A 17,977-nucleotide genomic window follows, 5' to 3' on the forward strand; every position below is an offset into this window, starting at 1 on the left:
CTTGGGTTACCGACTCCGACGCCGGGCTGCACCTTGAGTGCATCGCGGCGTCGTTTACCTTGAAGGTGCGGTATGGGTTCCATGAAAAATTACCTGCTGGCGCTGCTGTGTTCGCTGCTGGCGCTGGTGCAGGGTGTTGCCCGGGCGGGCGCTTATGTCGATGTGCTGGACCTGCCCGCCAAGCCCAGTGCCCTGGCCGTGCGCAGCCCGTTGATCGGCATCGCCCGAGCCGGTGAACGCCTGGTCACGGTTGGCCAGCGCGGCCATATTCTTTATTCCGATGACGCCGGCCAGCACTGGCTGCAGGTGAGCGTGCCGCTGAGCAGCGATCTGACAGCGGTGTTTTTTCCTACCGCCAGGCAGGGCTGGGCGGTGGGTAACGACGGTGTCGTACTGCACAGCAGCGATGCCGGCGCTACGTGGAGCAAGCAGCTCGACGGCCGCCAGATCGGCGAGTTGCTGGTCAAGCATTACTCGGCGTTGGCCACTGCCGAACCGGGCAACGAACAATGGCCGCTGCTGGTCGCCGAAGGTCAGCGCCTGGTGGAGCAGGGCGCGGACAAACCCTTCCTCGATCTGTGGTTCGCCAATGACAAGGTCGGCTATGTGGTCGGTGTGTTCAACCTGATCCTGCGCACCGAGGACGGCGGCCAGAGCTGGACGCCGATGCAGGATCGCACCGACAACCCGCAAGGCTTCCACCTCAATGCCATCGCCTCCACCGGCGATGCGCTGTACATCGCCGGCGAGCAAGGCCTGTTGCTCAAGTGGGATGACAGCGCCCAACGCTTCGCCGCCGTGCCGACGCCTTACCAGGGCAGCTTCTTTGGCGTGGTCGGCAAGCCTGGCGAAGTGCTGGTCTACGGCCTGCGCGGCAACGTGCTGCGCAGTACCGACGGCGGCCAGCACTGGACCGCGCTGGACAGTGGCCTGCACGTCAGCATCACCGCCGGCCTCGTCGACGGCCATGGCAACTACCACTTGTTCACCCAGGCCGGGCACGCGCTGGCCAGCCAGACGGGCGACCGGCTGCAGTTGCTGCCGCACCAGGACCTGCCACCCGTGGCCGGGGTCACCCTGGCCGCCAATGGTTCGCTGGTGGTGGTGGGCAGCCGTGGCGCCCAGACGCTGGCCGCCGATCCAGCCCTCGAACCCTAAGAGCGAGAACCCAGACATGGGCAATATCAAACAAGACGCCATGCCGGTGATCCGCGAACTGCGGGATTTCGATCGGTGCTCCGGCAACCGGCTCGAACGGCTGGTGTTCAACTACCGGCCGCTGTTCATGCTGCTGATGGCCCTGGCGACTTTGGTCCTGGGCTACATGGCCGTGACTCGCCTGGAACTGCGCCCCAGCTTCGAGAAGATGATTCCGCAGAGCCAGCCCTACATCCAGAACTACCTGGAGAATCGCCAGTCGCTGCGCGGCCTGGGCAACTCGGTGCGGGTGGTGGTGGAGAACACCCAGGGCGACATTTTCGACCCCGGTTACCTGGAGGTGCTCAAGCAGGTCAACGACCAGTTGTTCCTCACCGAAGGCGTCGACCGCTCCTGGATGAAGTCGCTGTGGAGTCCCGGGGTGCGCTGGACGGAAGTCACCCAGGAAGGTTTCCAGGGTGGGCCGGTGATGCCCGACACCTACCGCGGCTCGCCCGGGGACATCGAGCGTCTGCGGCAGAACATCGGCCGGGCCGGCATCGTCGGCAGCCTGGTGGCCAGCGACTTCAAGTCGAGCATGCTGATCGTGCCGCTGCTGGACAAGGCCTCGGCCACCGGCCAGAGCATCAACTACCACGCCTTTTCGCAGATGCTCGAAGAGCAGTTGCGCGACAAGATCGAATTCGCCGGCGACAGCGCGGCACGTAAATCCGGTGCCGAGGGCAAGGGCCCGTACAAGGTGCGGGTGATCGGTTTCGCCAAGTTGATGGGCGACCTGATCGATGGTTTGATCCAGGTGATGATGTTCTTCGGCCTGGCGGTGGTCACCTCGCTGGTGATCATCTACGCCTACACCCGTTGTGTGCGCAGCACCTTGCTGGTGGTTGGCTGCTCGCTGATCGCGGTGGTCTGGCAGCTGGGCATCGTCGCCTGGCTGGGCTACGCCATCGACCCGTATTCGGTGCTGGTACCGTTCCTGATCTTCGCCATCGGCGTGTCCCACGCGGCGCAGAAGATGAACGGCATCATGCAGGACATCGCCCGTGGCACTCACAAGCTGATCGCGGCGCGCTACACCTTCCGCCGTTTGTTCATTGCTGGCGTTACCGCGTTGCTGGCCGACGCGGTGGGCTTCGCGGTACTGATGCTGATCGACATTCCGGTGATCCAGGACCTGGCAATCACCGCCAGCATCGGTGTCGCGGTGCTGATTTTTACCTCCCTGTTGCTGATGCCGGTGGCGTTGTCCTACATCGGCGTCGGGCGCAAGGCCGCCGAGCGTGCGCTGAAAATCGACACCCGTGCCGATGGCCACAAGGGCTTCGGGAAACTCTGGGACCTGCTTGATCGCTTCACCACCCGCAAGTGGGCGACCGGCGCGGTGTTGGTCGCGGCGCTGATGGGCATCGGCGGTTTTGTGGTCAGCCTGCAGCTGAAAATCGGCGACCTCGACAGCGGGGCGCCGGAATTGCGTGCCGACTCGCGCTACAACCGCGACAACGCCTACATCACCAGCCACTACGCACTGTCCAGCGATCTGTTCGCGGTGATGATCAAGACGCCACCGGAAGGCTGCCTGAACTACCAGACCCTGGTCCTCGCCGATCGCCTGGCCTGGGAGCTGCAACAGTATCCGGGCGTGCAGGCGACGTCTTCGCTGGTCAACGCGGTGCGCCAGATCACCGCCGGCACCTATGAGGGCAACCCCAAGCTCAACAGCATCCAGCGCAACCAGGACGTGCTCAACTACGCCGCGCAACAGGCCTCGGTCAACTCGCCGGAGCTGTTCAACAACAACTGCTCGTTGATGCCGGTGATCGCTTTCCTCAAGGATCACAAGGCCGAGACCCTCGACGCCGTGGTGGCGATTGCCGACCAGTTTGCCAAGGAAAACAGCACCGACGATCGCCAGTTCCTGCTGGCCGCCGGCAGTGCCGGCATCGAGGCCGCGACCAACATCGTGGTGCGCGAGGCCAATCGCACCATGCTGTTCTACGTCTATGCGGCGGTGACGCTGTTCTGCCTGATCACCTTCCGCAGCTGGCGCGCCACGCTGGTGGCGCTGCTGCCGCTGGTGCTGACGTCGATCCTCTGCGAAGCACTGATGGTGGCCATGGGCATCGGTGTGAAAGTCGCGACCCTGCCGGTGATCGCCTTGGGCGTGGGGATCGGTGTCGACTACGCCTTGTACCTGCTCAGCGTCCAGCTGCACCACCAACGCCAGGGCCTGTCGCTGGCGGAGGCCTACCGCAAGGCGGTGTCGTTTACCGGTCGGGTGGTCGGGCTGGTCGGTATCACCCTGGCCGCCGGCGTAGTGTGCTGGGTCTGGTCACCGATCAAGTTCCAGGCCGACATGGGCATCCTCCTGACCTTCATGTTCCTGTGGAACATGCTCGGCGCGCTGATCCTCATTCCTGCCCTGTCGTACTTCCTGCTGCGTGAACGGGTGCCGGTCGCGCACGCAAGCGCCGCGCAAGCCGCTTTATCCCCATCCCCTGAACGCCCGGGCATGCCCCATGCCCTGGCCACTTCCGAGTAAGCACTATGGCTGACTACAAAGCTCCCCTGCGCGACATGCGCTTCGTACTCAACGAGGTTTTCCAGGCCTCTCGGCTGTGGGCCGGATTACCTGGCCTGGCCGAGGTGATCGATGAGGAGACCGCCGCCGCCATCCTCGAGGAGGCCGGCAAGATCAGCGCGAACACCATCGCCCCATTGCGCCGCAGTGGCGACGAACAGGGCTGTTCCTGGGACAACGGATCGGTGACCGTCCCGGAGGGTTTTCACCAGGCCTACCAGGCCTTCGCCGAAGGCGGTTGGGTCGGTGTTGGCGGTGAACCGCAGTACGGCGGCATGGGCATGCCCAAGGCGATTTCCGCCCAGGTCGAGGAGATGGTGGCCTCGGCCAACCTGTCGTTCGGCACCTACCCGATGCTGACCGCCGGTGCCTGCCTGTCGCTCAATGCCCACGCCAGCGAGGAACTCAAGGCGCGTTACCTGCCGAACCTGTACGCCGGCACCTGGAGCGGTTCGATGTGCCTGACCGAGGCCCATGCCGGCACCGACCTGGGCCTGATCCGCACCAAGGCCGAGCCTCAGGCCGACGGCAGCTACAAGGTCAGCGGCAGCAAGATCTTCATCTCCGGCGGCGAACACGACCTGACCGAGAACATCATCCACCTGGTCCTGGCGCGACTGCCCGATGCACCCGCCGGGCCGAAAGGCATCTCGTTGTTCCTGGTGCCCAAGGTCCTGGTGAAAGCCGACGGTTCGCTGGGCGAGCTTAATTCGCTGTCCTGCGGTTCCATCGAACACAAGATGGGCATCAAGGCCTCGGCCACCTGTGTGATGAATTTCGACGGGGCGACGGGCTGGATCGTCGACGCGCCGAACAAGGGCCTGGCAGCGATGTTCACCATGATGAACTACGAGCGCCTGGGCGTGGGCATCCAGGGCCTGGCCCAGGGCGAACGTTCCTACCAGAGTGCCGTCGAGTATGCCCGCGAGCGCCTGCAGAGCCGCGCACCGGGCGGTGCCCAAGGTACGGACAAGGCCGCCGACCCGATCATCGTGCACCCCGACGTGCGCCGCATGCTGTTGACCATGAAAGCCCTGAACGAGGGCGGTCGCGCGTTCTCCAGCTACGTCGCCCTGCAACTGGACATCGCCAAATACAGCGAAGACCCGGCAGCCCGCACCCGCGCCCAGGAACTGGTGGCCTTGCTGACGCCGATCGCCAAGTCCTTTCTCACCGACATGGCGCTGGAAACCACCCTGCACGGGCAGATGATTTTTGGTGGCCATGGCTACATCCGCGAGTGGGGCCAGGAGCAACTGGTGCGTGATGTGCGCATCACGCAGATCTACGAAGGCACCAATGGCATCCAGTCCCTGGACCTGGCCGGGCGCAAGATCGTCGGCAGCGGCGGGGCGCTCTATCGCCTGTTCGCTTCGGAAATCCGCGACTTCACCGCCAGCGCCAGCGCTGATCTCGGCGAGTTCACCCAACCGCTGAACGCCGCCGTGGACATCCTCGACGAACTCACGGCGTGGCTGCTGGACCGGGCCCAGGGCAACCCGAACGAAATCGGCGCCGCCTCGGTCGAGTACCTGCAAGTGTTCGGCTACACCGCCTACGCCTACATGTGGGCATTGATGGCCAAGGCCGCCAGGGACAAGCAGGGCGAAGACGATTTCTACACCAGCAAGCTGGGCACCGCACGTTTCTATTTCGCCCGGCTGCTGCCGCGCATCCACTCGTTGAGCGCGTCGGTCAAGGCCGGCAGCGAAAGTCTTTACCTGCTGGATGCCGCGCAGTTCTGAATCAGGAAGTCACGACCATGCTCAAGACAAAAATAATTCCCCCCGCAGAAGGCGCCTACAGCTACCCGCTGTTGATCAAGCGCCTGTTGTTGTCGGGGGAGCGCTACCAACCCGACAACGAGATTGTCTACGCCGACAAGCTGCGCTACAGCTACAAGACCCTGATCGAGCGCATTCATCGCCTGGCCAATGCGCTCACGGCGGCCGGGGTCAAGGCCGGAGACACCGTGGCCATGCTCGACTGGGACAGTCATCGTTATCTGGAGTGTTTCTTTGCCGTGCCGATGATTGGCGCGGTGCTGCACACGGTGAACATTCGCCTGTCGCCGGAGCAGGTGCTCTACACCATGAACCACGCCGAGGACGACCTGGTGCTGGTGCATGACGATTTCCTGCCGATGATCGAGCAGATCCAGGGTGGCCTGAGCACCGTCAAGGGCTTCATCAGACTGACTGACGACGTCGCGACCGGCACTTCATTGCCGGGGTTGGGGGAGTACGAGCAAATGCTGTCCCAGTGCCCGGACCGTTACGACTTCCCCGACTTCGATGAAAATTCGGTGGCGACGCTGTTCTACACCACCGGCACCACCGGCGACCCCAAGGGCGTGTATTTCACCCATCGCCAACTGGTCCTGCACACCTTGAATGCCGTGGGGACCTTGGGCGCCAACCAGAGCTTCGCGCTGCTGCGTTCCGACGACGTGTACATGCCGATCACGCCGATGTTCCACGTGCATGCCTGGGGCGTGCCCTATGTCGCCACCCTGCTGGGCATCAAGCAGGTGTACCCCGGCCGTTACGAGCCCAATAGCCTGGTGCGGCTGTTTCGCGAAGAGAAGGTGACCTTTTCCCACTGCGTGCCGACCATCCTGCAAATGATCCTCGGCTGCGAGGAAGCGGCGCAGACTGATTTCGAGGGCTGGAAAATGCTCCTGGGCGGCAGTGCGCTGACCTTGGCCATCGCCGCCCAGGCGTCCGCCCGAGGCATGGGCGTGCACAGCGGCTACGGCATGTCCGAGACCTGCCCGATGCTCTGCTCGACCTACCTGCGCGCGCAGGAGCTTGAGCAACCGATGCAGGCGCAGCTCGCCGCGCGTATCAAGACCGGCATGCCCATTGCGATGGTCGACCTGAAGATCGTCGATGCCAGCGGCAACAGCGTCCCCCACGACGGTGAGTCCCTGGGCGAGATCGTGGTGCGCGCACCCTGGCTGACCCAGGGCTATCTGAAGGAGCCGCAAAAAGGCGCCGAGCTGTGGCAAGGCGGTTGGCTGCATACCGGCGACCTGGCGTCCATCGACCCCCAGGGCGGGGTGGAAATCAAGGACCGGATCAAGGACGTGATCAAGACGGGCGGGGAGTGGATCAGTTCGCTGGAGCTGGAGAACCTGATCAGCGAGCACGCCTCGGTCACGTCCGTCGCGGTGGTCGGCATCGCCGACGAGCAATGGGGCGAACGGCCCATGGCCCTGGTGGTGTGTGAGCCCGGCCACTTTCTCGATCGCAGCATCCTCGAGACGCACCTGCAAGGGTTCGTCGAGCGCGGCCGAATCAACAAATGGGCGATCCCCAAGCAGTTCAAGTTCGTCGCTGAAATCCCCAAGACCAGCGTCGGCAAGATCAACAAGAAGCTGATTCGGGAAAGCGCGCTGAGCTGAGGGAGACAGACCTGTCCTGCGTTTTCCACTGTTTTACCCGATTGAGAAAATATCCATGAAAAACCTGATCCATTACCGTTGTGAAGATTCCCTGGCCCTGATCGGCCTCACCTGCGCCCCGGTCAACGCCCTCGGCCAAGCCCTGCGCGAGCAGTTGCTCCAGGCCTGCGAACGTGCCGCCGCCGACCCCGGCGTGAAAGCGATTGTCCTCCACGGCGAGGGCCTGGTGTTCAGCGCAGGCGCCGACATTTGCGAGTTCGGCAGCGCCGCTTCGTTCGCCCGGCCGGACCTGTCGAGCCTGCTGGTGCGTCTGACCGAACTGGACAAACCGCTGATCGCTGCGATCGGCGGCCTGGCGCTGGGTGGCGGGCTGGAACTCGCCCTGGCCTGCGGCTACCGCGTGGCTGAGGCCAACGCGCGCCTGGGCCTGCCGGAAATCAAGCTCGGCTTGCTGCCCGGCGCCGGTGGCACCCAGCGCTTGCCACGGCTGATCGGTGCCGTCGCGGCGCTGGAGATCATTGCCTCGGGCCAGCCGATCAGTGCAGCGCGGGCCCTGGAGTTGGGGCTGCTCGAGCGTGTGGCGCCAGACGCTGACAGCCTGCTCGATACTGCTCGCAGCCTTGCCAATGACCTGATTGCCCGCCAGGCACCGGCGCGTCCGGCCTGGCCGCAAGCGCATCCGGGAGCAACCCTGCCGGCCAATTATTTCGCCGACTACCGTGCCGCCAACCTGGGCCGCTGGAAGGGCCAGAGCGCACCCCAGCGAGTCGTGGCGGCGATCGAGGCGGCCTGCAGCCTGCCGTTGGCCGAAGGCCTGGCCAAAGAGTGCGAGCTGTTCAAGGAGGCCGAGGCCTCCAGCGAATCCGAGGCGCTGCGCCATGTGTTCTTCGCCGAGCGTGAAGTCGGCAAGCTGCCGGGGCTGGACGCGGGCACGCCGATCCGGCCGATCAACCGGGTCGCGGTGATCGGCGCCGGCACCATGGGCGGCGGGATCGCGATGAACTTCGCCAATGCAGGCATGGCGGTGACCTTGCTGGAACTCAAGGCCGATGCCCTGGCGCGGGGCCTTGAACTGATCGGCAAAAACTACGAAACCAGCGTGCAGCGCGGCAAGCTCACGTCTGCGCAGATGGATGAGCGCCTGGCGCTGATCCACGGCACGCTGGACTACGCCGATATCGCCGACGCCGACCTGGTGATCGAAGCGGTGTTCGAAAACCTGTCGATCAAGCAGCAGGTGTTTCGCACCCTGGACGAGGTGTGCAAGGCCGGCGCGATACTGGCGAGCAACACCTCCACCCTGGATGTCGACGCCATCGCCGCCGTCACCCGCCGGCCCCAGGACGTGGTCGGCCTGCACTTCTTCAGCCCGGCCAACGTCATGCGCCTGCTCGAAGTGGTGCGCGGCACCGCCACGGCCCCCGATGTCCTGGCCACGACGCTGAAAATCGCCAAGCGCATCGGCAAGATCCCGGTGGTCTCCGGGGTGTGCTTCGGCTTCATCGGCAACCGCATGCTCGAACCCTATTCCCGCGAGGCGCACCGCCTGCTGCTGGAAGGCGCAACGCCTGCGCAGATCGACAAGGTGCTCACCGATCTTGGTATGGCGATGGGCGTGTTGGCCATGCACGACCTGGCCGGCATCGATGTCAGCTTCCTGGTGCGCGAGTCGCGCCGTGAGCTCATCGCCCACGACCCCGGATACTGCAAGCTCGCCGACGCGCTCTACGGCCTCGGCCGTTTTGGCCAGAAGACCCGCAGCGGCTACTACCTCTACGAAGGCCGCGAGCGCAAGGACGACCCGCAAGTGCTGGTACTGGCCGAGCAGATCGCTGGCGAACTGGGCATCCAGCGCCGCGCCATCAGTGATCAGGAAATCCATGACCGCTGCGTGTTGATGCTGGTCAACGAAGGCATCCAGTTGCTCGATGAAGGCATCGCCCAGCGCAGCAGCGACATCGACCTGGTCTGGATCAACGGCTACGGCTTTCCCGCCTGGCGCGGTGGCCCGCTGCACTACGCGCAGCAGCTGGGGTTGGCCCAGGTGCTGGAACGCATCGGCCATTACCGCGAGGCGCTCGGTGCCTACGGCGACATGTGGTTCCAGCCGGCGCCGTTGCTGGAGCGCCTGGTTGCCGGCAGCCATGCCCACATCGAACGCATCTGACCTTTGGCGGCCACTTGCGGGTGGCCGCCGCAACTGACACCTGAGGACCTCAAGCATGAAAGAAGCCGTCATTCTCTCCACGGCCCGTACGCCGATCGCCAAGGCTTTCCGTGGCGCGTTCAACAGCATCAAGTCGCCCACCTTGGCCGGCCACGCGATCCGTGAGGCGGTGGTGCGCGCCGGAATCGAAGCCCAGGAGATCGAAGACCTGGTGCTCGGCACCGCACTGACCAGCGGCACGGCGGGCCAGAACCTTGCGCGCATGGCCGCCCTGGCTGCGGGCCTGCCGTTGTCGGTCAGCGGCCAGACCCTGGACCGCCAGTGCGCCTCGGGCCTGATGGCCATCGCCACCGCCGCCAAGCAAATCATGGTCGACGGCATGCCCGCCGCGATCGGTGCCGGCCAGGAAAACATCAGCGCCGTACAGAATCGCCACATGGCGTGGGCCTACGAGGAGCGCGATCCGCGGGTGGAACGCAACGCGCTGCACGCCTACATGCCGATGCTGAAAACCGCCGAACTGGTCGCCCAGCGCTACGGTATCAGCCGCGAGGCCCAGGATGCCTACGCCCTGCAATCGCAGATGCGCACTGCGGCGGCGCAGCAGGCCGGGCTGTTCGACAGCGAGATCATTCCGGTCACCAGCCTTCGCCAGGTGATCGACAAAGTCACCGGCGAGGCGACGCTGCAGGAAGTCACCCTCAAGGCCGATGAAGGCAACCGTCCTCAGACCCGCCTGGAAGACCTGGTCAACCTCAAGCCGGTGATCGACGGCGGCTGCATCACCGCCGGCAACGCCAGCCAGTTGTCCGATGGTGCCAGCGCCTGCGTGTTGATGGATGCGCGCCTCGCCGAGCAGCGCAACCTCAAGCCGTTGGGCCTGTATCGCGGTATCGCCGTGGCCGGCCTGGCCCCGGAAGAGATGGGCATCGGCCCGGTGCTGGCGGTGCCCAAGCTGCTCAAGCAACACGGCCTGAAGGTCGACGATATCGGCCTGTGGGAGCTCAACGAAGCCTTCGCCTGTCAGGTGCTGTATTGCCGCGACACCCTGGGCATCGATGACGCCCGGTTGAACGTCAATGGCGGCTCCATCGCCATCGGCCACCCGTACGGCATGAGTGGCGCGCGGATGGTCGGGCATGCCCTGCTGGAAGGCCGGCGCCGTGGGGTGAAGTATGTGGTGGTGACCATGTGCGTCGGCGGCGGCATGGGCGCTGCCGGGCTGTTTGAAGTGTTCCAGTAACCCAGGCTGTGTCTATTGCAGGCGCCGCCACAGCGTGGAGCGACTGATGCCCAGGCGATTGGCGGTTTGCGCCAGGTTGCCGTCACAGGCCTGGAGCATGTCGAGGACGTATTGCTTTTCCTTTTCCTTGGCGATGCTTTTCAGGTCGGTGACGGGCGCCGCCTGGGGCATTGCCCGGCTGTTGCGCAGTTCGGGAATCACCAGGGCCAGGCTCGCCCCATCGATCGCCGTGCCGCGCAACAGCTCCTCGGCCGAGAGCGCGGCGCGTTCCAGGATGTTTTCCAGTTCGCGGATATTGCCGGGCCAGTGATACGCCATGAGGTTGGGCAGCAGCGCCTCCAGCAGGCGCTCCTGCAAGGGCGGCGCACGATGCTCGCCATTGAGGCGGCGCAAGATGGCCCGGGCGATGTCGCCGATGTCTTCACTGCGCTCGCGTAGCGGCACCGTCTGCAGGCGCAGGATGTTCAAGCGATAGTAGAGGTCGCTGCGAAACTCCCCGGCTTCGATGGCTTGCGGCAGGTCTTGATGGGTGGCGGCGATGATCCGGATGTCGATGCTGATCGGCTCGGTGGCGCCCAGGCGCAGCACTTCGCGCTCCTGCAGGACTCGCAGCAGGCGGGTCTGCAAGGACACCGGCATGTCGCCGATTTCATCGAGGAACAACGTGCCGCCATGGGCCGCTTCGATCAGGCCGGGTTTACCGCCTTTGCGCGAGCCGCTGAAGGCGCCTTCCTGGTAGCCGAACAATTCGCTTTCCAGCAACGATTCGGGAAAGGCCGCACAATTGATCGCCACGAACGGGCCGCGTTGGCGGCTGCTGACGTTGTGCATGCCTTGGGCCAGCAACTCCTTGCCGGTACCGCTTTCACCGGTGATCAGCACGGTCGATGCGGTGGCCCCATAACGTTGCGCGAGCTTGAGCAATTGGCGGGTGGCCGGGCTGTTGCCGCTGATCTGCTCAAGGCGGTACCTGGCCGAGAACCCGCCCGGGCGGTGGGTCGAGCGGATGCGCTGGTCGGCGCGCTGCACCGCCGAGGTGTCCTGGCACGTCAACACCAGCCCGGTACGCTGGCCGTCTTCGAGGATCGGCAGGATGTTGCACAGCAGCAGATTCTGGCCCAGTTGGATGACCGTGTTTTCTTCGCCGACGCCGCTGCGCAGCACATCGTCCAGCGCCAGTTGCGGGCAGAACTCCTGCAGCGGGCGACCGAGCAGGCGGCTGGCCGGCATGCCCAATAACGCTTCCAGTGCAGGGTTCAGCGCTTGCACGACGCCCTGGTTATCCACGGCGGCAACGCCGGTGGGGATGTGCTGCAACACCGCGTCGAGGTGCCTGCGCTTGGCCAGTTCGCTGCGCTGGCTGTGCAGGACGCCCTGGGCTTCTTCCAGGGCTTTGCGCACGGTGTTCTGGCTGATTGAAAGCACGCCGTGCAAACCGACCTGCTCTGCCAGTTCAACCACCGTGGATGAGCCGATCACGGTTTGGCAACCCAGGTGGCGCGCGCGTTCAACCGCCTGCCGGGCTTCGTCGAGGGTGACGTAACTGCCCTGATGGATCTGCACCGTGAACAGTGCCGCCAGGGAGTCGAGGTCGGCGTTGATCCGCGCATGGCTGATGACGGCGATCTGCGCTGAGCGCAGTCGCGCCTGCTCCAAAGCCCGAAGCAGATCGGCCCCACCCACGCGCATCGACAGCACCGGGCGGGTCAGGTGCCGGCGCAGGTAGGCGGCGGTGGCGCCGGCGCAGACGAACACATCGACCTCGTCGTTCTGCTCCAGCTCGCGGGCCAGTTGCAGCGACTCCTCGACAGTGGTGTCGAGCACGCGGATGTCGATTTCGCCCGAGTAGTCAGGCAGCACGCTGGTTACCACGCGGGCCAGGCGGCTCTGTTGCAGCGGTCGCTGCAGGTGGCTGATCAGAACGACGATCCGGGGTTGGCGGGGCGGCATGGCGACTGGGCTCTAACGTTTCATGTGGGTGTCATATATGAATGCAGTTGTTTCAATATTGCAAGATAGAGCGCCCGCAGGCAGCTCTTTTCCTGTGCCAGGAATGGCTGCAGGCCCCGCTGCATAAGGGGTCTAGCGATGTGCTGAAAAACTGGCCCGGCAATTGCTCCAGCATGGCTATCTACACATCCAACAAAAATCAGGTGCGTCGACACATGAGTGGTCCGAATGCAGCCGCGGCGACAAAGCCGCAGCCCGAAGAACAGCGAAAGAAACACCGGCTTGAAGCCTTCCTTTGCCGCCAGGCAGGCGCGCAACGAGTCAGCGTTGAACATCAACAACGTCTGTCTGGCGGTGCTATCCAGGAGAACTGGTTGCTCGACGTCAACGTCGAGGGCGGCGCCCATGCCGGTCGCCAGCGCTGGGTGCTGCGCAGCGACGCACAGTCGGCGGTGCAGGGCAGCCTGACCCGCGCCGAGGAATTTGCGGTGTTGAGCGCGGTGCACCAGGCCGGCGTCAAGGTGCCGCGGCCACTCTGGCTGTGCGAAGACATCTCGGTGCACGGTCGTGCATTCTTCATCATGCAGTGGGTGTCCGGCATCACGGCCGGCCACAGGCTCACCAGTCAATTGGGCGCACAAGGCGATCCGCAGTTGGTGGCGCAGCTGGGTGCCAATCTCGCGCGCATCCATCGCATCGCGCCGACCGAGACGCAGCTTGAGTTCCTGGGCGATCCCCGGCAGGTCTCGGTGCAAGCTTTGATCGATGCCCGGCGTGGCGTACTCGACCGCCTCGGGGTGAACCAGCCCGTGCTGGAGTGGGCGCTGCGCTGGTGTGAATCGCACTCGCCGGACAGTACCGACCTGTGTCTGCTGCATGGCGACTTTCGCACCGGTAATTACCTGGCCGAGGCCGGCAGCCTGCAGGCAGTACTGGATTGGGAATTCACCGGCTGGGGCGATCCGCGCCAGGACATCGGCTGGTTCACCGCCCGTTGCTGGCGCTTCGCCCGGCCTGACCTGGAGGCCGGCGGTATTGGCACCCTGGAGCATTTCCTGCGCGGCTACCGCGAAGTCTCGCCGCTTGTCATCGAGCGTGACGAGCTGGTGTTCTGGCAGGTCATGGCCACCTTGCGTTGGGCGGTCATCGCCCTGCAGCAGGCCCAGCGTCATCTGTCCGGCGAGGAGCCTTCGCTGGAACTGGCCCTGACCGGACGGCTGATCCCGGAACTGGAACAGGACCTGTTGCGATTGACCGGAGGGCTGCGCCGATGAACATCCGTCCCGATGCCACTGAATTGCTGGCGATTGCCCGCCAGACCCTGCTCGATGAGTTGCTGCCGCAGTTACCGGGCAGCTTGCGCTATCAGGCGCTGATGGTGGCCAATGCCATGGCGATTGCCGGGCGCGAGTGCCGTGATGGCGAGGCGGCGGATGGCGCCGAGGCTCAGCTTCTGGCCGCGCTGCCGGACGCCGGCGGGGAATCCCTTGATGAGGCTCGCCAAACCCTGTGCCAGAACATTCGCCAGGGCCGTTTCGACGCGCCGGGGACTGATCAGGACCAGCTGTTCGCGGCGCTTTCGGCGATCACCCGGGCGCGGCTGTCGATCAGCAATCCAAAGGGGCTCGCCGAATGAGTACAGCAGCCGTACATCGTCGCCGTTGTTATCTGGTACGCCATGGCCATGTCGATTATTTCGCCCCCGACGGCCAGCCGCTGGACCCGCGTAGCGTGCCGCTCTCCGGGCTTGGAGAAGATCAGGTACACCAGCTGGCGCAGGTGCTGGCGCCCATCGGTTTCGACCGTGCGCTGTGCTCCGATTACCCGCGTGCCCGGCAGACCGCCGAGATGTTACTGACTGACCAATCGGTTGAGCTGCAGGCGTGCGCGCAGCTGCGGGAAGTGCGTGCCGGCCGCCTGCGCGACATTGCGCCCGAGCAATTGCAACAGCAGGTCAGCTACGCCTATGACAGCTTCGCCGACCCGGAAGGCTGCTTCATGGGCGGCGAACGCTGGAGCGATTTCGACAGCCGAATCCTCGCCCGCTTCGAGCAAGTTCTCGCCGAGCCGGACTGGCAACACTTGCTGCTGGTCAGTCATGACGCGGTCAATCGCCTGTTGCTGGGCTGGGCCCTGGGTGGCGCGCGCGGCTGCGCTGCCGCCCTGGAGCAGGACAACGCCTGCCTGAACATCATCGATATCGACATGCAGGGCGGTCGCATCCTGCGCCGTTTCGTCCGTGTCGTGAACCTGACCCCCTACGACCTGCCCAAGGCCGCCCAGCGGCAAACCGTGATGGAACGCATCCACGCCCAACTCGCGCCCCTGATTAATTAGAACCCAGGACCACCATGAACTTCACCATTCCCCAAGAGTTGCTGGACCTGCGCGCAAAGACCCGCGCCTTTATCGCCGAGCAGGTGATCCCCATGGAAACCGATGAGCGATACACGTCTCACGGCCCCAGCGAAGACCTGCGCCAGGAGCTGCTGGAAAAAGCTCGTGTGGCCGGTCTGCTGTGCCCCCACGCCAGTCGCGAAATGGGCGGCGCGGGCCTGAGCCACGTTGCCAAGGCGATCGTCTTCGAGGAGGCCGGTTATTCGCCGCTAGGGCCCATCGCGCTGAATATCCATGCACCGGACGAAGGCAACATTCACCTGATGGACGAGGTGGCCACCGCGGCGCAGAAAGATCGCTGGCTGCGGCCCCTGGTCAGTGGCCGGATCCGCTCCTGCTTTGCCATGACCGAGCCGGCGCCGGGTGCCGGTTCCGATCCGTCGATGCTGCAGACTGTCGCCGTGCGTGACGGCGACGACTACCTGATCAATGGGCGCAAATGGCTGATCACCGGGGCGGACGGCGCCGGCTTCGCGATCATCATGGCGCGCATGGAGGATGGCTCGGCGACCATGTTCCTGGCGGACATGAACACCCCCGGGATTATCCACGAACGGCAACTGAAGACCCTCGACAGCTGTTTCTCCGGCGGTCATTCCGTCCTGCGTTTCGAGAATGTGCGGATTCCCGCCAGCGATGTGCTGGGCGAAATCGGCAAGGGCTTTCGCTACGCGCAAGTGCGCCTGGCGCCCGCGCGGCTGACCCACTGCATGCGCTGGCTGGGCGCTGCCCGGCGGGCCCACGATATCGCCTGCGACTATGCGCGAACCCGCGATTCGTTCGGCAAGACCCTGGGCGAACACCAGGGCGTCGGCTTCATGCTGGCGGACAACCAGATGGCGCTGCACAGCACCCGCCTGGCCGTCTGGCATTGCGCCTGGGTTCTGGACGAAGGCGGGCGCGGCAATGTCGAGTCGAGCATGACCAAGGTGCTGAGCGCCGAAGCCTTGTGGCACGTGGTCGATCGTTGCGTGCAGATTCTCGGTGGGCGCGGGGTGACCGGCGAAACCGTGGTCGAGCGCATCTTCCGCGACATCCGGCCATTCCGTATCTACGACGGCCCAAGCGAAGTGCACCGCATGAGCCTGGCGAAAAAAATCCTCGAAGGACACAAGGAGTTTTCCTGATGCAAGCTGCAATCACCCAGCTGTTTGATCTCACCGGCCGGCGTGCCCTGGTCACTGGCGCCTCCAGCGGACTCGGCCGGCATTTCGCCCGCACCCTGGCGGCGGCGGGCGCCGAGGTGGCGGTGGCGGCGCGTCGTGTCGAGCAACTGCACACCCTGGTCGCTGAAATCGAAGGCGAGGGCGGTCGCGCCCGGGCCTTCGCCCTGGACGTGACCGACCGGGCATCGGTCAACAATTGCCTGGGGCGGATCGCCGAGGAAATGGGCGCGCTGGACATCCTGGTCAACAACGCTGGCGTCAGCGACAGCCTGCCGGTGCTGGCGTACACCGATGATGATTGGGACCGGGTGGTGGACACCAACCTCAAGGGCGCCTGGATCGTTGCCCAGGAAGTGGCGCGGCGCATGGTCGAGGCGCGGCACGGCGGCAGCCTGATCAACGTCACGTCGGTCCTTGCCAGCCGCGTGGCCGGCAACCTGACCCCCTATGTCGCGGCGAAGGCCGGCCTGAGCCACTTGACCCGCTCCCTGGCGCTGGAATTGGCGCGGCATGAAATCCGGGTCAACTCCATCGCACCTGGCTATGTGATGACCGAGCTCAACAGTGATTTCCTGCGCAGCGAGGCGGGCGAGAAGCTGCGCGCGCGTATCCCCACCCGGCGCTTCTGCACGCCGGCCGATCTGGACGGCGCCTTACTGCTGCTCGCCTCGCACGCCAGTCGCGGCATGACCGGCAGCGAGATCGTCGTGGATGCCGGTCACTTGTGCAGCACGCTCTAGATGGATTTTTTCGAATGCCGCGCGCTTTTTTCGCACCCACAGGACAGTCAGATCCCCATGAAAGCACTGCATGACAAAGTCGCCGTGATCACCGGCGCCGCCAGCGGCTTCGGTCGCGAACTGGCGATCGCCTGCGCCAACGAAGGCATGCGCCTGGTGTTGAGCGACATCGATGAGAAGAACCTGCAGGGCACTCTCGACCTGCTGCCAACGGCCACGCCAGTGCTGGCCAAGACCTGTGACGTCGCCCAGGCTGAGCAGGTCGAGCAACTGGCGGCAGCGACCTACGAGCGCTTCGGCGCCGCACACCTGCTGTTCAACAACGCCGGGGTCCTGGTCGGTGGCCCGATGTGGACCACCACCGAGCAGGATTGGGCGTGGATGATCGGCATCAATGTGATGGGCGTCGCCCATGGCATTCGCAGTTTTGTGCCGCGCATGCTGGCCCAGGGGGATGAGTGCCACATCGTCAATACCGCCTCGGTGGCTGGTCTGTTATCGGTGCCGGGCAACGGTATCTACTGCGCTACCAAGCACGCCGTGGTGACGATGTCTGAATGCTTGCAGCTTGAGCTGCAGGAGGAAAACGCATCGATCGGCGTGTCGGTGCTGTGCCCGGCTTTCGTCTCCACGGGCATCGCCGATGCCGGCCGCAACCGCCCGGCGGAGCTGGCGGCCGCCAATCCGCTGAAAGAGAAGTACGAAGAGCAGACTCGCAAGGCCACCCAGGCCGGCAAACTCAGCGCCACCGACATCGCGCAGATCACCCTCGATGCGGTGAAGGAAAAACGCTTCTACATCCTGCCTCATCAGAAGATCAAGGGCCTGGTCGAGCAGCGCATGGTGGACATTCTCGAGGAACGCAGCCCGCGCAAGACTTCACGCTGAAACACCGAACCTGTAGGAGCAGCCGGTCGACGCTCGAATGCTCGCGATGGATACAAGAGCGCCGAGTTCAATCTGTAAATCCGCGCGAGCGTTAGCTCGCCTCGCTCTTGTTTTTGCTCTGCTTTTGTTTTTGCTTTTGATTTTCTTGCCACATCGAGAGGCCGAGCGCGGCGGGCCCTGTAGGAGCGAGCTTGCTCGCGAAAAACCCGAGAGCACCGCGGGGTGTCAGGCTCCCCGCGTCATCGTTGACCTCCATCGCGAGCAAGCTCGCTCCTACAGGTAAG

At 64.7% G+C, this 17,977-nt stretch carries 13 protein-coding genes and 1 pseudogene; 12 read left to right on the forward strand and 2 right to left on the reverse strand.

The window, feature by feature from the left end:
- Window positions 1–72: 72 nt before the first annotated feature.
- Genes ACYP2Q_RS29690 through ACYP2Q_RS29715 form a run of 6 tightly spaced genes read left to right on the forward strand, consistent with a single transcriptional unit; the run spans window position 73 to window position 10,552 of the window.
- Window positions 73–1,158 (forward strand): WD40/YVTN/BNR-like repeat-containing protein, encoded by a 1,086-nt coding sequence (locus ACYP2Q_RS29690; protein ID WP_459733734.1) that lies wholly within the window; start codon window positions 73–75, stop codon window positions 1,156–1,158.
- Window positions 1,159–1,174: 16 nt separating this feature from the next.
- A complete protein-coding gene (locus tag ACYP2Q_RS29695; RefSeq protein ID WP_459733735.1) occupies window positions 1,175–3,697 on the forward strand; it encodes an efflux RND transporter permease subunit in 2,523 nt (840 codons plus the stop codon).
- 5 nt (window positions 3,698–3,702) lie between these two features.
- Window positions 3,703–5,481 (forward strand): acyl-CoA dehydrogenase C-terminal domain-containing protein, encoded by a 1,779-nt coding sequence (locus tag ACYP2Q_RS29700; protein ID WP_459733736.1) that lies wholly within the window; start codon window positions 3,703–3,705, stop codon window positions 5,479–5,481.
- 17 nt (window positions 5,482–5,498) lie between these two features.
- A complete protein-coding gene (locus ACYP2Q_RS29705) occupies window positions 5,499–7,142 on the forward strand; it encodes a fatty acid--CoA ligase (RefSeq protein ID WP_459733737.1) in 1,644 nt (547 codons plus the stop codon).
- A gap of 55 nt (window positions 7,143–7,197) precedes the next feature.
- Entirely contained in the window at window positions 7,198–9,309 is a 2,112-nt protein-coding gene (locus tag ACYP2Q_RS29710; protein ID WP_459733738.1) for a 3-hydroxyacyl-CoA dehydrogenase NAD-binding domain-containing protein, read from the forward strand.
- A 55-nt stretch (window positions 9,310–9,364) separates the two neighbouring features.
- Window positions 9,365–10,552 (forward strand): acetyl-CoA C-acyltransferase, encoded by a 1,188-nt coding sequence (locus tag ACYP2Q_RS29715; protein ID WP_459733739.1) that lies wholly within the window; start codon window positions 9,365–9,367, stop codon window positions 10,550–10,552.
- Between the two features lie 12 nt (window positions 10,553–10,564).
- On the opposite strand, the gene prpR is transcribed toward ACYP2Q_RS29715, so the two are convergent.
- Window positions 10,565–12,502 carry a propionate catabolism operon regulatory protein PrpR gene (gene prpR / locus ACYP2Q_RS29720; RefSeq protein WP_459733740.1) on the reverse strand — a complete coding sequence of 646 codons (1,938 nt, stop codon included), beginning with the start codon at window positions 12,500–12,502 and terminating at the stop codon, window positions 10,565–10,567.
- 215 nt (window positions 12,503–12,717) lie between these two features.
- On the opposite strand from prpR, the gene ACYP2Q_RS29725 reads away from it, so the two are divergent.
- Genes ACYP2Q_RS29725 through ACYP2Q_RS29750 form a run of 6 tightly spaced genes read left to right on the forward strand, consistent with a single transcriptional unit; the run spans window position 12,718 to window position 17,693 of the window.
- Window positions 12,718–13,776 (forward strand): phosphotransferase family protein, encoded by a 1,059-nt coding sequence (locus ACYP2Q_RS29725; protein WP_459733741.1) that lies wholly within the window; start codon window positions 12,718–12,720, stop codon window positions 13,774–13,776.
- On the forward strand, window positions 13,773–14,138 hold the full coding sequence (locus tag ACYP2Q_RS29730; RefSeq protein WP_459733742.1) for a DUF6285 domain-containing protein: 366 nt from the start codon (window positions 13,773–13,775) through the stop codon (window positions 14,136–14,138). The genes ACYP2Q_RS29725 and ACYP2Q_RS29730 overlap by 4 nt, the downstream gene beginning before the upstream one ends.
- Window positions 14,135–14,839 carry a histidine phosphatase family protein gene (locus ACYP2Q_RS29735; RefSeq protein ID WP_459733743.1) on the forward strand — a complete coding sequence of 235 codons (705 nt, stop codon included), beginning with the start codon at window positions 14,135–14,137 and terminating at the stop codon, window positions 14,837–14,839. The genes ACYP2Q_RS29730 and ACYP2Q_RS29735 overlap by 4 nt, the downstream gene beginning before the upstream one ends.
- 14 nt (window positions 14,840–14,853) lie before the next feature.
- The gene (locus ACYP2Q_RS29740; protein WP_459733744.1) at window positions 14,854–16,026 is read left to right on the forward strand and encodes an acyl-CoA dehydrogenase family protein; all 1,173 of its coding nucleotides are present in this window, start codon (window positions 14,854–14,856) and stop codon (window positions 16,024–16,026) included.
- Entirely contained in the window at window positions 16,026–16,805 is a 780-nt protein-coding gene (locus ACYP2Q_RS29745) for an SDR family NAD(P)-dependent oxidoreductase (protein ID WP_459733745.1), read from the forward strand. The genes ACYP2Q_RS29740 and ACYP2Q_RS29745 overlap by 1 nt, the downstream gene beginning before the upstream one ends.
- Window positions 16,806–16,862: 57 nt before the next feature.
- Complete coding sequence (locus ACYP2Q_RS29750; protein WP_459733746.1) at window positions 16,863–17,693, forward strand: SDR family NAD(P)-dependent oxidoreductase; 831 nt, start codon at window positions 16,863–16,865, stop codon at window positions 17,691–17,693.
- A 91-nt stretch (window positions 17,694–17,784) separates the two neighbouring features.
- Here ACYP2Q_RS29750 and ACYP2Q_RS29755 read toward each other — a convergent pair.
- Window positions 17,785–17,977: pseudogene (locus ACYP2Q_RS29755) on the reverse strand (hypothetical protein); the annotation flags it as partial.

The organism is Pseudomonas sp. MHK4 (assembly GCF_054600775.1).